Genomic DNA, 13914 nt, shown 5'->3' on the forward strand with positions numbered 1-13914 from the left:
GGATCTCTATGACGGTTTATGAGATTGCTTCGGAAAAGACCCTCGCAATGACAAAACGGATACCCTCGCAATGACAAGCTGATGCCCTTGTAATGACAAGCATGTGGTTTTGGTATGATGGATAGAGCATCGGATTTCTAATCCGCTTCCACTTGTAATGACAAAATAAGTCACCAGTCATCATGTTTCATTTGCAACACCCAGAAACGATGAAAATGGTTTTATAGCCATATCATGTTGCGGTACCTGTGCTTGAGCTATTTTTTGTAGTCTTATTTTCGAGCCAGTCATTTTGGGCTAATGTGTGTTTTTGGATCGCATGCGTGTCTTAATACTGCCTCTTTTTTGGTACAAATGGTCCTATATTTACCGGAGCATAATCAAGCCTGACCCCCTCTTCTGTAAAATAGGACAACGTATGTTTTAGCCAGTTTGTATCGTCTCTTCCGGGAAAATCCGTGCGAAAATGAGCTCCGCGGCTTTCTTCCCGTGCCAATGCGCCCATTAGGCATGCTTCCGCTACATCTAAATTCCCCTTTAGTTCCAATGCCCAAACCAACCCTAAATTTACCCGCGATCCCGTATAATCTAATTTAATTTGTCGATACCTTTCCTGTAATGCTTTTATTTCACATACTGCTGCCCGCAAGTCAGGGGCATTGCGAAAAATTCCCACCTTAGCATCCATTATTTTATTTAGTTCATTTTTAATTGTTACCGGTTTTTCGGCGCCTGTCGATTTACCAATCTTGTCGATGTTTCGTTTTGTTAGCTTTAAGACATCATTGAGGCGATTTTCACTTTTTTGCCTCTCTGAATTTTGCACGTATTTAGCGGCATTCCCTCCTGCGATTGCGCCAAACACAATAGTATCCAACAGAGAATTTCCACCCAATCTGTTAGCTCCATGGACACTTATGCAGGCGCTTTCTCCCGCAGCGTACAATCCCTTTATTTTCGTTTCACATTCGATATTGCAGTCAATCCCTCCCATAGTATAATGCTGACCCGGTTTAATTGGTATAAGGGAATCAACAGGATCTATACCGATAAATTCCATGCATATATCTCTTATGCCGGGTAACCTCTGTAAAATTTTCTCTCTTCCCAAATGTCTTAAATCCAAAAACACATAACTATCATCATAGCCATACCCCGCCATAATTTCTCTTACGATATTTCTTGCAATAATGTCCCTGGGCGCGATTTCCATATCTTTTCGGGAATCATCATATTTTTCGAGAAATCGCTCGCCTTTATTATTCAGCAAAAATCCGCCTTCTCCGCGACACCCTTCTGTGATTAAAATATTTTTCCCTAAAGTAGTTGTGGGATGAAATTGAATGAACTCCATGTCTTTCAATGGCACGCCAGCCCAATACGGGATTGCCATGCCCAGCCCTGTATTAATCAAAGCATTTGTTGTATTGCCGTATATCCTACCGGACCCTCCCGTAGCAAAAATTACCGCTCCGGCCTGTAACGCCTCAATCTTCCCGCTAATGATATCCATCGCAATCACACCGACACAAACGCCTTCTTCGATTACCAGGTCTGTAACCAGCCATTCATCATACATCACCATTTCTTCCCGTTCTGATGCATGTTTCAATTGAATGATTTGTTGATACAGGGTATGTAACAATGCATGTCCTGTCTTGTCTGAGGCATAGCAAGCCCTCGGGAATCCTGCTCCGCCAAAAGGCCTTTGTGCGATCCGCCCCTCCGCTGTCCTGCTGAAAGGACATCCCCAATGCTCCAACTCATAAATACGATCTGCCGCATCTTTTGTCATCCGTATTACTGCATCCTGGTCCGCCAGATAATCACTCCCCTTTACGGTGTCAAATGCATGTTTTTCCCATGTGTCATAAATCCCGCGGAAATGGTTTCCCAAAGGGGCGTTTATTCCACCTTGTGCTGCGATAGAATGAGATCGCAGTGGATGTACCTTGGAAATTATTGCGACCTTAACGTTGTGGCGATTTACTTCAATGGCCGCCCTTAAGCCTGCTAATCCCCCGCCGACAACAATAACTTCATATCGTTTCATGGCAACCCCCCGCCCCAAAAAGGTGCGGCAATACTGTATTTAATTTCCCGCAACAATGTAGTTTTTTGAAAAGAAACATCTAATGCATTCATTATGTATTTACAGGACTACTGAATAAAAACCAATAACTGCTATTATAAAGAGAATGAAGATGGCAAGTCTCAGCATTTGTTTCTGGCTGCGGGTAAACCCGCAAAAATCCATAATGGTAATCCTTATTCCATTAAGCAGGTGAAATGCTATTGTTAAAAGTAAAATATATTGAAAAATATAGCCAAAATCTGTGTCGAACTTACTAATTGTGTAATCATACGCATCTTTACCGCGAAAGACTGCGCTTAGTGTCCATATGTGGAGAAATAAAAACAGTGTCAGCAATATGCCTGAAATACGATGTGCCCAAAAGGCAGCCATGCCAATGTTTTTATTTCTCCAAAGATCATAAAGGGTTTCTTTTAATTTTTGTGTAATCATCAACAAAACTCAAAAAACAGTGCAAATGCTACATGTCACGGTAATTCCAAGTATTTGCATTATTGGTTAATTACCCTGAGCTGGCATAGCCAGAGACAAACAAGACAAGCACGAAAACAGTCCTCAATCTGCAATCTGCCGACTGCAGAAGTGACCCTTAATATTTTGTCAAAAAATGCAAAGAAATTACTGCTAAGGTACTAATCCCTCAGCTTTTATTTTAGCAAACCAAATAAGTATATACACTCCTGTGCCAAATAAAACCATTCCCATAAACCATAAGGCTTGTTTGAATAGACCACCAGACCTCCTTTTAAAGTTGTAATCTGCAAAAATCCCCCAGATTCCATTCAAACCATGGAAGATTACCAATGCAAGCAAACAAATGTTAAAGGCAATCCACCCAGGAGAACAAAAGCGATTGACAATCTCATCATAGTAGCGGGAAGTATAACGACTCGGACTAAAATGAAATAAAAAGAAATGCACCGATATGCCCAATACCAGCAACAAGGCAGTGACCCTTTGTAAAAACCATGATAAAAAGCCCTTATTTTCCGTATTCATTTAAACTAATATTCCTGATAAAGCAAAAGGTATGTAATTTTTCTTAAACGAAGAATAAGTCGTATTTATATACACAGTTTAAAAAGTAACGTTTTATAAACACGGATAAACGAGATGAGCTTATGACATAACCATTGTATTATTGGATGGTTAACTACATTCTCTTGCCAAAGAATCATATGTGTGCCTTATTTGGCATGTACGTTGCGCATTTAACAAATTAAACAATACTACAAAAACCATGCTTTAATTTTATAGAATATACCGGAGTCATCCATTATGAAAAACAGAATATTACGTTTTGCAAGTGAGGGGAGTTTTAGAGAAGTTTCAGTTAAGTTAAATCCATCAATTCAAAAAGATTTGGAATATGTAGTTAATTCTTTACATATTTTTGCCTTGCTAAAAAAAACGTCCACTCATCATAATCGAAACACACTTAATCTTTGAGGTACAAATTAATTTTGTATAGTAGATATTGGGCAGATAAACGTTAGCCTTGCACTAAAATATTTTCCTTCAAAAAGATACTTTTCAGCAATACGGCATACTTTTCTGAAGTGTATGCAAGATCTCGTGACAGAAGTTGGTCAAGGTGTTATCCCTTGCGCCCATTACCAATATACAGTCCCCCTTTTCTACTGTTCTTACTATCTCCGGTATAATATCCTCTCTTTTTTCTACAAAGAATGCATTTCTGCCGCTTTTCCCTATTTCACGGATAAGGTCTGCAGAGGAAATCTCTTTGCTGACAGAACCGCCAATATAATAGATTTCAGGCATAAAAAGTATATCTTCAGGGGAAAGTGATTGTATAAATGCATTTATCAGTTCCTCTCTCATAAAACGAGCGGGAAAGAATCCATGTGGCTGAAAAACTGCAATTACCCTGTTCCCTCCAATTTTTACTGCGCGTATTGCCGCTGCGATTTTTTCAGGATTATGGGCGAAATCGTCTATCACTTTTATGCCATTGTATTCCCCGATATTATCCATCCGCCGCTGTACGCCTTTATACTCATACAATGCGTCGGCAATTTCATTATCCTTTATGTTCATATGCCTTGCTACGGAAATTGCAGCCAATGCATTTGATACGTTATGAATTCCAGGCAGTTTTAATTCAAATGATTGTCCATTAATGTCAAATGTCGAGAGGCATGGTCTGTTTATTATGTTGGAAGCATAAATGTCTGCGGATTTTCTTAAGCCAAACGTTATGGTATTCTTGTGTCTGAAAGGTATTTTTTTTAGTTCCGGACAATCATCATTAATAATAAGCAAATCCCGGGTATTTTGAGAAAATGTTTCAAACAATTTTGAGATGCTTTCAATCGGTTTATGGTCTTTTGACATATTTGTAATGATGGAGATTTTTGGTGTGTAATTGACGATACTCCCGTCGCTTTCATCCGCCTCAATAGCAACAATATCAGAATCGCCTACCTTTGCATTGCCAGGAAAGTCAGGAGTAAGATAATTTTTAATACACCCGCCCACGATTATTGTGGGAGACATTCCCGCATGGTCGAGCACATAGCCCACCATACTGCTGACGGTGGTTTTACCGTTTGTTCCTCCAACGGCAATTCCAAATTTAGTATTAAACATTTCAGCAAGAATGTTCGAGCGTGTTGTAATTTTTTTATTGAGGGAAAGCGCCTTCTTAATATCCGGATTTTGCTCCTCTATTGCGGAAGAAACAATTACAACATCCGTTGTCTCTTTAATGCCTGAACCATCCTGGGGGGTCAGGTTGATGCCAAGGGAAGAGAGTTTTGAAAATATATTACCTGCAATTTGATTATCAAAATTCCTGTCAGAGCCGCTGACATGGTGTCCCATTTCTTTCAATACCTGTGCTATAGCACTCATTCCAATGCCGCCAATACCAACTAAGTGGTAGTAGCAAGGATTTTCGATAGGATTTTTCTTTAATGGATGTTTCATGGGCGCATTAGAATATATCTTGCAATGTTTTGATAGTCAAAATATTTATTTTGTAAAGAGGTCTTTTTGCTTTATATTCGTTTCTTGACAACGGAAATGTATCCATTTAAAATAGAACTTTTTACAGATTTTCCTGCATTTCACTTAACGCTTAAACATTGTCTAATCGGGGTGTATCCTGACATAGTTGATGATAAAATGGGGAAAACAGGATAGCAAAAGTACAAATAATTTATACCAAAACCAAAGAGCCTTTTCCTGAAAATACCGTTTTTGTAAACTATTTTTAAAAGCCGTTTATGCAAACAATAAACCACCATGCCTGCAAAAATCATACAGGGAAAGGAGATGTGACCGTTGGCTCTATTGGGGAAACATATTATTCTGGAAATGAAGGGTTGCTGCAGAGACATTATTAACAATGTCTCCTCAGTGAAAAACATCCTTGAAAAGGCAACCGAGATTTCGAATGCAACATTGGTCGACGTGATATGCCATCATTTTAGCCCTTATGGTATTACCGGAGTTGCTATTCTGGCTGAATCACACATATCAATTCACACATGGCCGGAGCACGAATATGCAGCGGTGGATATTTTTTTGTGCGGGAGCACTATGAATCCTCATAACGCGGCCTCGTACATTTCACAAGCATTTCATGCAAAAGAAACCTTTACTATGGAATTAAGAAGAGGCGATTTTCTTCTCCATGAAGCCGAAAACAGTTTGCCGTCAATATACCCTTGATCAATATCAATCTTTATTACAAAAATAACCATGGAAAAATTACCCTTAAACTGGATAGATGATTATTTCAGCGACTATGAACTTCACAAACTGGCATTCAAAAACATTGTGTACGAGGCAGAATCAAAACATCAAAAAATAATTGTTGTTGATACTTATAGCTTTGGCAAATGCCTTATACTTGACAATGAATTCCAGTCGGCTGAGTCAGATGAGTATGTGTATCATGAATCCCTGGTGCAACCTTCCCTTATAATGCATCCGGAGGCGCAAAGCGTCCTTATTATTGGCGGAGGCGAGGGCGCAACCCTGAGAGAAACGCTTCGCCATAAATCGGTAAAAAAGGCGGTAATGGTTGACATCAATGACGAGGTAATCTCGTGTGCGAAAAAAAGCCTCCCCTCATTTCATGAAGGGGCTTTTGATGATGAACGAACCTCGCTTGTTATTGAAGACGGGAGGAAATATCTGGAGAATACAGATCAACAGTTTGATGTTATTATTATTGATGTAAATGACCCTGTTGGCGGCAGCCCTTCTGCCATGCTTTTTACGAGGGAATTTTATCAGATCGCCGCAGGCAGGCTAAAGAAGGACGGCATTGTTGTTGTTCAGTCCGGCGCGGTTTCTGTTACGGATAATGACCTGTTTTCCGGTATATTCCATACGCTAAACGATGTATTCCCGCACGTATTTCCATACACCACCTACATACCGTCGTATGCATGTCTGTGGGGTTTTACCATAGCAACGCACAATCTGGGGGATTTAGACATCACCGGAGAAGAAATCGATTTCAGAATCGGGAATCGGGTTAATTCAGCATTGCGCTATTATGACAGCATTACCCATCATTCGCTTTTCAACTTGCCAAAATATTTGCGTGAAGAGTTAAAGAAAAGCAAACACATCATACGTGACAATGCACCTCTCATTAAACAATACCCCGGCGTTTCATCGGAAAAGATTTAGCGCCTTGTTCCATTTCCAGCAACCATTGCTTGACGTGAATCCCCGTTGCATATCCCGTTAATTTGCCATTTACCCCTATAACCCTGTGGCAGGGAATGACGGGCGGCAAAGGGTTTTTATTGTTTGCCATCCCTACTGCCCGCGCTGCCTTAGGATTACCAATCTGTTCTGCCACCCATTTATAGGAACGGCATTCACCGTAAGGGATTTCCCGCAGTTTGTCCCATACCTTCCTCTGGAAAAGAGTTCCGATGCTTAAATCAAGCGAAAAATCAAATACAACCTTTTTCCCTTCAAAATATTTTTTTAAAACAGCGATTTCGTGTTTCAGGAAAGCATCATTTTCGTGAAGTCTTGTATAGATTGCACATTGGTCATGGAGGGGCAAATCATCCCCTGAGGTGAGCGGAAATGCTATTCTGCAGATACCTTTTTTTGTTTTTGCTATGTACACATATCCAAGGGGGGTGGGGAATGTGCTAAAATGAATCTCTTTATAATTATTTGTTCGACCCTTTTTGTCCAAACGTCAACCGGTACCCTTTTATAAATCCCATAATGATTAAAGTAAAAAAAAGTAGTGTCGCAAGTACGGAAATGGAGAGCGTGGTTATTGTCCACAGCTCTTTTATAAAATAACTCCACCATGAATTTTTTAGCAAAGATACACCAAATTTTTCAAGAAAGAAGAGTATAGCAAAAAGGATGGCGAATCCGGGTATCAGATATTTAAAATCCTGTTTATGCGGGGACATTGATACGGTAAATACAATAATAGCAAAAAGGAACAGTACATGCCGCACTTCTTCTATATGAAACTGGCTGCGAAAAGAATGAAAAGTAATCCATACCGAATCAAGCAAATACCGGATTAAATTGAAAAGTCCATTAAATGAAAGAGGAATTTTTTCGGGAAATGCATTGTTTACGCGAATGGGATTGGACAGAATACCTGATATTAATAAGATGGAAAACGCACAGCCAAAAAGAGGCGCAGAGGTGATAATAAAGTCGAAAACAAAGGGGACCTTTGGTTTATCATACTTTATCCCAGTGTTATCCGTTCGAAACAAATTAAGTTCGCTGATGGTGGTTCCCGTAATAAGACATAAAAGAGCATGGCTAAGTTCGTGAACAATAGCTCCGGGCAGGAGAAATCCTTTAAGAAGCTTGTTGTTGATATATTTCACCCATAGTTCATTCGTGGCAAAACTGAGGAATAGTACCAAAATAATGCCTATTGCAAGTGAGAAATATATCATAGTACACTTTTAAGAAGCCGTTTTACACGATAAGGATAACAATGCCAGTCAAAAATCATGATCTTCAACAGCATTCTTCACACCTTGCTCTATATTGTCATCTCACGGCTTTTCACAAACTTACCGACGTTGATAGTGGGCACAGGTGAATTTCGATATTATTTGCGGCATAGAGTATCAGAGCTTTTGTTCTATGTCAATCCAAAAAAGAAATCAATATAAGTAACTGAGGTGAAAAAATGTATAATGTTTAAAATTATCAAAAAAATAGTGAAATTGAATCAAGAGATTGTTATATTGTGAAAAAATATACCTTCTTTTAAGCTGTATTGAAATAGGGGCGGGGGCATAGCTCAGTTGGGAGAGCGTCTCGTTCGCAATGAGAAGGTCAGGGGTTCGAATCCCCTTGTCTCCACCATTTTATATAATCATCACTACAAGGAGCGATTGCATGAAAATTTCTATTGAAAGCCCGTCAAGAATAAAGATGACTCCGGAAACGGAACATGAAAAAGAGAGCCTTGAGGCGTTGTGGAAGATTCTTATACGATGTGAAAAAGAGAGCAAGACTCTTTGCCCTATCGGTGAATACATCCCCTCAAAGAATGATGGCGCCAATTTTGTCATACAGGAACACTAATTGGTTCTAAAGCAGGTGAGGTTTTTAAAACATCGCTTGTTTTATAGCCGGTTTAAATTATTTCATCTCTCGTTTCCATTTTAGCCATCAAGGGCAGAGGTCACAACGAGGCATGAAAGTGTCCTGATTGTGATTAATACCGTATTCCCAGTGGTTTCAAGTTTTTTTTGTAACATAATAAATCCACGCGCTATGGTTATCGCTATCGCCAGGATGTAATGTATTGCCAAAGATATCGTACATTTCCACCGTTTCTAGTCCAATATCTTTGTTTTGTAATAGTTGATTATTTTTATTTATATAGTAAGTTAATAAAGCATAACTATGTGCCTTATCATTAATAATTGCGTATGTTTCGTTAAACTGTTCCCGCCTTTTATTTTTTAAAAAATTAATCACTGAGCTAAAATATTTTGCAAAGAGTTTTGCCTGAACGTATGGGCAGGGTGCAAAGGACATCCTGGGAAAGGAATTTTCAAGGCGGTAATTTCTATTATGGGAAGAAAACACAAATACCCCATCTTTTTTTAGTATTCTATGAATTTCCTTTAAGGTTTTTAGCCGGTTATTATTGCCCATAGAATCTAATCCATTATATGAAAATAATACAAAATCAAACGTGTCATCCTCAAAAGTTTCCATATTTCTGACGTCATGATGGAGAAAAGTTGTATTGGCGAATTTTTCCTTGCAGAGTGCTATCATATCAAGAGAAAAATCCATCCCAATGTAATGCTTGCTTAATTTCGCCAGCGGTAAAGTTGTCCTTCCGGCGCCACATCCGATATCAAGTACCTGTTTGTCAGCAATATATTCCTTGTATTTTATAAAAATCATTACTTCGGCTATTTGCAATGCTGTAAGGGCATACTCTAGCACCGTGCGTTTCTTTTCATAACATCTCTTGTTTATAGCTTCGTAAGGCATTTTTCCCCTTTCAAAGAATCCTTTTCGTATCCTCTCAAAATTTCATCGTATTAAGATAGATATAGATATAGATATAGATTATAGATAAAGAATCCCTGATTTTTATAAAAAGTGACAAAAAATTAAGTTGAGAAACGAAAGACAGCAAGTTGTTTTCTTATCATAAATCAGGATCACGATAAAGCAAAAATCTATTTCTGTTATCATTACTGCTTGCTGCTTTCGCAGCACTTATCATCAGGCTTTTTCGCGCATTTCTCCAACTCTTGGAAACATGTCAATGTGGATTTTACCCTCCATGTGGCGAAGTGCATCGGCTTAATTTCCTGATAAAGCAGATTTTGTTATTTACCCCTATGCGGCAGCATGGAGCTTGCACATGGAAGGATTTTTCAAAAAATTAAAATGGTACATGGTTTTTAAATTTTAACGAATGAAGAATATATCGATATGACCGACTTCCGCCGGACAATGACCATATATAGACATGGTTTAACATGTTGCTGTTGCATTGTTTATTATACTTGCATTGCTATAAGATAGATATCCGGTGACCGTTTTGCGTCTATCTCCATAAGTGATATTAATTTAAGAAAATCCGTATGCCGTTGTTCACCAATAGGTTATAAACTAATAAACATAAAAATAAAGACGGCATAGATGTTGCTTGCCTTTTGTTCAATCTTTTGCAATAGGTTGTTGCAAAAATTATGGGCAATTTTCAAATGGCCCTGGAATTCAGTCATCATTGAACTCAAAAAAAGAAAAATTTTGAGGCCTTGCCTCAGAAATAGTTGTTGTCAGCGCGTAATTGTGCAAATTGACAATCATAATTTTCACAAGGTAAAGCAGGGTGTTTAGGCTATATTCTGATGTGCAGGCACTATCAATTATTTTTGCAATCAAACATCCGTCGGCAAAATTCAAAGAGTAAAAATTATTCGCTTTTTGTATTGACTTGAAAAGCAGATTAAGTATAATAATCTGTCCGAAAAAAACGATGGTAAGGAAGTTCAGTCTACAGTTAATTTTAGAGATAGCGTTTAACAGTTTAGGTTTAGTGTTTCGGAAAGGGGGTGGTTTGAGGGGTTCTAAGGTGGTGAAGTATGTTTATTGTTCCGCAATCAAACGTGATTGTGGTATGAGAGAAATGCGAGAAAGGAGGAAGATAAAAAGTATCATGCGTAAATTTTTGAAAGTTACATTGGCATCAGCGTTGATTGGTTGTGGCGTTATAGGTACTGTTTCAAGCCTTATGGTGAAAGAAGCTAAGGCTGTAGAAATTATCACTCATTGGGTACCACACGAAGTTTATGGTATGCCTGGGGAGCCTGATAATAGTGGTAAGGTATTTTTCTCTGGTTTGAAAGCAAAATATATGGGTTACCCAAAAGATGCACAGAGGTCACCATACCCGGGAAAATACAGCAAGTTTTGGAAGACATTGCCTGCGTACCGTTATTACATCCCGGATTATATGTACAACAGGGATGAGGTAAGGCCTTCAAACCCGATTAAGGGCACATTTAAGCTGGAGCAGTGTGTTGCTTGTCACTCAGTTATGACTCCCGGCATTGTAAGGGATTATAACAAGAGTGCTCATTCAAAGGCAGAGCCGGCACCAACTGGTTGTGATACCTGCCACGGCAACAACCATCAGAAGTTAACTATGCCTTCATCAAAGGCTTGCGGAACAGCGGAATGTCACGAAACGCAGTACAATGAGCAAGGGCAGGGAGGAATTGGTTCCCATGCATCTTGTTCCAGTTTCGCTCAGGTTGAGTGTGCATGGTCAATTGAAAGGCCACCCGGAGATACGGCGGGTTGTACTTTCTGCCATACCAGCCCTGAAGAAAGGTGCAGCACTTGCCACCAGAGGCATCAGTTTGATCCGGCAGTTGCAAGACGCTCCGAGCAATGCAAGACCTGTCACTGGGGTAAAGATCACAGGGATTGGGAAGCTTATGATATAGGTCTTCATGGTACGGTATATCAGGTTAACAAGTGGGATACGGAACAGTTTGACTTCTCAAAGAAGCTTTCTGATGCTGATTACGTTGGTCCTACCTGCCAGTACTGTCACATGAGGGGCGGGCATCATAACGTGCAGAGAGCAAGTATCGTATATACCAGTATGGGTATGTCGATGGCTGATCGTGGTGCACCACTCTGGAAGGAAAAGAGAGACCGTTGGGTATCTATCTGTGACGACTGTCATTCACCAAGATTCGCCCGCGAGAATTTGCAGGCGATGGACGAGTCTGTTAAAGACGCTAGTTTGAAGTATCGTGAAACATTCAAGGTAGCGGAAGATCTTCTCATTGACGGTGTACTAGACCCCATGCCAAAGGATCTTTGTCCTGATTGGTCAGGTCAGCACATCTGGAGTTTGAAGATTGGGGCTTACCACGATGGAGAAGCTTACGGTGGAACTACCGGCGAATCCGGAGAGTTTAGAATGTCAAACTGTACTGATGTGGAGAGGCTTTGTTTTGAAAGTGTTGGTTACTTCCAGACATACATTTACAAGGGCATGGCGCACGGCTCCTGGAATGATGCTACCTACTCAGACGGTTCATTCGGTATGGATCGTTGGTTGGTCAACGTAAAGCAGAATGCTTCACGTGCAAGAAGGCTTGCTGCTTTGGAAAAGAAGGTTGGTATTTCATGGCAGCCTGAGCAGTTCTGGAAAACAGGCGAATGGCTGGATCAGTTGACCGGGCCATATATCGTAAAGAATCACCCTGGCAAGACGATCTTCGATCTTTGTCCAGATCCAGGCTGGTTAGACACACATCATGCACCTGCTGAAGAGGTTGAGTACATTGAGAGAAAACTCAAGGAACTCGGCATTACCGCTGGTTCACACAGTGCGCATCATCATGAATCTGGCCATGATCCAGCTGCAAGATCCATGAAAGAGCATTAATAACGTAACTTTTTTCATTAGTATAAAAGATGTTTATGAAAGGAAGCTGTGCAGTAATGCACAGCTTCCTTTTTTATTATAAATGAGTTGAAATACAAGAAATTTTACCTATACTTTCGTATACTTAAACATAAGCGACAAATATTCTACTTTTTATTTTCGTTGGAGATTCCGGCAATGAAGTTAAAGTTTTTTTACCTGTTACTATTACTCTCTATGGTTTGTATCTCATTTGCATGTGGCAAACGGGAGAAACATATTGAGCGAGCAAACACTTTGGCAAAGGAAAATAAATTAGAAGAAGCACTTAGTGAATATACGAAAGCTATTGAGTCGGATAAGTCTTCCGAAATAGCATACTATGGCAGAGGTGATGTTTACTTTAAGCTGGGGAAATTAGAAGATGCTGCTAAGGATTTTCGAAGTGCTATTGATATAAAACCGGGCTTTATTGAGGCGCACAAAAAACTAGCAGAAACTTTTGATAAAATAGGCGCACCGCCAGATGAATTCCAAAAAAGAATTATTGCAATTGAAAATGAACCTGATAATCCGTTAACGCATGTGGAACTGGGCCTTTTTTTACATAAATTAGAACAAGATATCGATGCCATAGAAAATTATAAACATGCGCTGTCACTTGATCCAAATAACCCGTATATAATGTTTAACCTCGGCGTTGGTTATTTGGATATGGGCTTATATGAAGATGCAGAAAAAATATTTAGCGATGCCACTAAAATCGACGAGAATTATGATAACGCCCATTATAATCTTGCGATTGCATTGCATAGGCAGGGTAAAATTGATGAGGCGATAAAAGAGCTAAATACCACTCTTGAAATCAATCCAAAATATTCCAACGTTTATGTTGTATTTGGTTTAATGAGTTTAAGAGAGAAAAAATTTGAAGAAGCCCTCGTCCATTATAATAAAGCGATGGAAATAAACCCGGAAAACATAGAAGCCCGGTATCAGAGGGCAATTGTCTATGCATTACAACAGCGGTACGACGAGGCCTTGGAAGAAAACAGGGAAGTATTGAGAAGAAATCCGAAACATGCTAATGCCGCATACAATATCGGTACGATTTATCATAGAATGGATCGGATGGACAAGGCAATGGAATGGTATGATAAGATTACAAAGAAAATCGACCCTCTTTATGAAGACGCCTATTACAACAGGGCGCAAATTTATAGTATGCAAGGGGATCACAGTAAGGCATATAGCGACTATATGTCTTATTCTATGATTACAAAATGGAGAACGGGGAAAGACCCTGCTGTCGTTTATAATCAGGATGAAATAAAAGAATTATTCACGACTGCCGTACCTGCTTTGCAAGAAGAAGTGCGTGATCAAAAATTAGAATTGAAAACGAATTAAATAG

General features: G+C 39.5%; 13 protein-coding genes and 1 tRNA gene. 7 read left to right on the forward strand and 7 right to left on the reverse strand.

Features of this window, described 5'->3' with window-relative positions:
- Positions 1-328: 328 nt before the first annotated feature.
- The 3 genes from QZT26_RS02245 to QZT26_RS02255 form a co-directional block, all read right to left on the reverse strand.
- On the reverse strand, positions 329-2053 hold the full coding sequence (locus QZT26_RS02245; protein WP_295100300.1) for an FAD-binding protein: 1725 nt from the start codon (positions 2051-2053) through the stop codon (positions 329-331).
- A 99-nt stretch (positions 2054-2152) separates the two neighbouring features.
- The gene (gene sdhC / locus QZT26_RS02250) at positions 2153-2527 is read right to left on the reverse strand and encodes a succinate dehydrogenase, cytochrome b556 subunit (protein ID WP_099325513.1); all 375 of its coding nucleotides are present in this window, start codon (positions 2525-2527) and stop codon (positions 2153-2155) included.
- Positions 2528-2719: 192 nt separating this feature from the next.
- Positions 2720-3094 (reverse strand): hypothetical protein, encoded by a 375-nt coding sequence (locus QZT26_RS02255; RefSeq protein ID WP_099325514.1) that lies wholly within the window; start codon positions 3092-3094, stop codon positions 2720-2722.
- A gap of 279 nt (positions 3095-3373) precedes the next feature.
- Between QZT26_RS02255 and QZT26_RS02260 the strand changes: the two genes are divergently transcribed.
- A complete protein-coding gene (locus QZT26_RS02260) occupies positions 3374-3544 on the forward strand; it encodes a hypothetical protein (RefSeq protein ID WP_295100303.1) in 171 nt (56 codons plus the stop codon).
- An 84-nt stretch (positions 3545-3628) separates the two neighbouring features.
- Here QZT26_RS02260 and murC read toward each other — a convergent pair whose 3' ends face one another.
- Positions 3629-5044: a UDP-N-acetylmuramate--L-alanine ligase gene (gene murC, locus QZT26_RS02265; protein ID WP_295100304.1), complete on the reverse strand. Its 1416-nt coding sequence runs from the start codon at positions 5042-5044 to the stop codon at positions 3629-3631.
- Positions 5045-5401: 357 nt separating this feature from the next.
- On the opposite strand from murC, the gene speD reads away from it, so the two are divergent.
- Both speD and speE read left to right on the forward strand, forming a co-directional pair.
- A complete protein-coding gene (speD, locus tag QZT26_RS02270; RefSeq protein ID WP_099325516.1) occupies positions 5402-5791 on the forward strand; it encodes an adenosylmethionine decarboxylase in 390 nt (129 codons plus the stop codon).
- A 30-nt stretch (positions 5792-5821) separates the two neighbouring features.
- A complete protein-coding gene (speE, locus tag QZT26_RS02275; RefSeq protein ID WP_099325517.1) occupies positions 5822-6763 on the forward strand; it encodes a polyamine aminopropyltransferase in 942 nt (313 codons plus the stop codon).
- On the opposite strand, the gene QZT26_RS02280 is transcribed toward speE, so the two are convergent.
- Both QZT26_RS02280 and QZT26_RS02285 read right to left on the reverse strand, forming a co-directional pair.
- Complete coding sequence (locus tag QZT26_RS02280; RefSeq protein WP_197705186.1) at positions 6726-7289, reverse strand: methylated-DNA--[protein]-cysteine S-methyltransferase; 564 nt, start codon at positions 7287-7289, stop codon at positions 6726-6728. The two genes, speE and QZT26_RS02280, sit on opposite strands and share 38 nt — an antisense overlap.
- On the reverse strand, positions 7264-8025 hold the full coding sequence (locus tag QZT26_RS02285) for a hypothetical protein (protein ID WP_164995587.1): 762 nt from the start codon (positions 8023-8025) through the stop codon (positions 7264-7266). The genes QZT26_RS02280 and QZT26_RS02285 overlap by 26 nt, the downstream gene beginning before the upstream one ends.
- Before the next feature lie 342 nt (positions 8026-8367).
- Between QZT26_RS02285 and QZT26_RS02290 the strand changes: the two genes are divergently transcribed.
- Positions 8368-8443: transfer RNA gene (locus QZT26_RS02290), tRNA-Ala, on the forward strand.
- 33 nt (positions 8444-8476) lie between these two features.
- Complete coding sequence (locus QZT26_RS02295) at positions 8477-8665, forward strand: hypothetical protein (protein WP_099325519.1); 189 nt, start codon at positions 8477-8479, stop codon at positions 8663-8665.
- A gap of 156 nt (positions 8666-8821) precedes the next feature.
- Here QZT26_RS02295 and QZT26_RS02300 read toward each other — a convergent pair whose 3' ends face one another.
- Positions 8822-9592 (reverse strand): class I SAM-dependent methyltransferase, encoded by a 771-nt coding sequence (locus QZT26_RS02300; protein WP_295100309.1) that lies wholly within the window; start codon positions 9590-9592, stop codon positions 8822-8824.
- Positions 9593-10772: 1180 nt separating this feature from the next.
- Between QZT26_RS02300 and QZT26_RS02305 the strand changes: the two genes are divergently transcribed.
- The gene (locus QZT26_RS02305) at positions 10773-12521 is read left to right on the forward strand and encodes a hydrazine dehydrogenase (RefSeq protein ID WP_099327045.1); all 1749 of its coding nucleotides are present in this window, start codon (positions 10773-10775) and stop codon (positions 12519-12521) included.
- A gap of 177 nt (positions 12522-12698) precedes the next feature.
- On the forward strand, positions 12699-13910 hold the full coding sequence (locus QZT26_RS02310; RefSeq protein ID WP_099325522.1) for a tetratricopeptide repeat protein: 1212 nt from the start codon (positions 12699-12701) through the stop codon (positions 13908-13910).
- The last annotated feature ends 4 nt before the right edge of the window (positions 13911-13914 follow it).

The sequence above is a fragment of the uncultured Candidatus Kuenenia sp. genome (assembly GCF_900696675.1).
In the GTDB taxonomy this organism is placed as follows: Bacteria; Planctomycetota; Brocadiia; order Brocadiales; family Brocadiaceae; genus Kuenenia; species Kuenenia stuttgartiensis_A.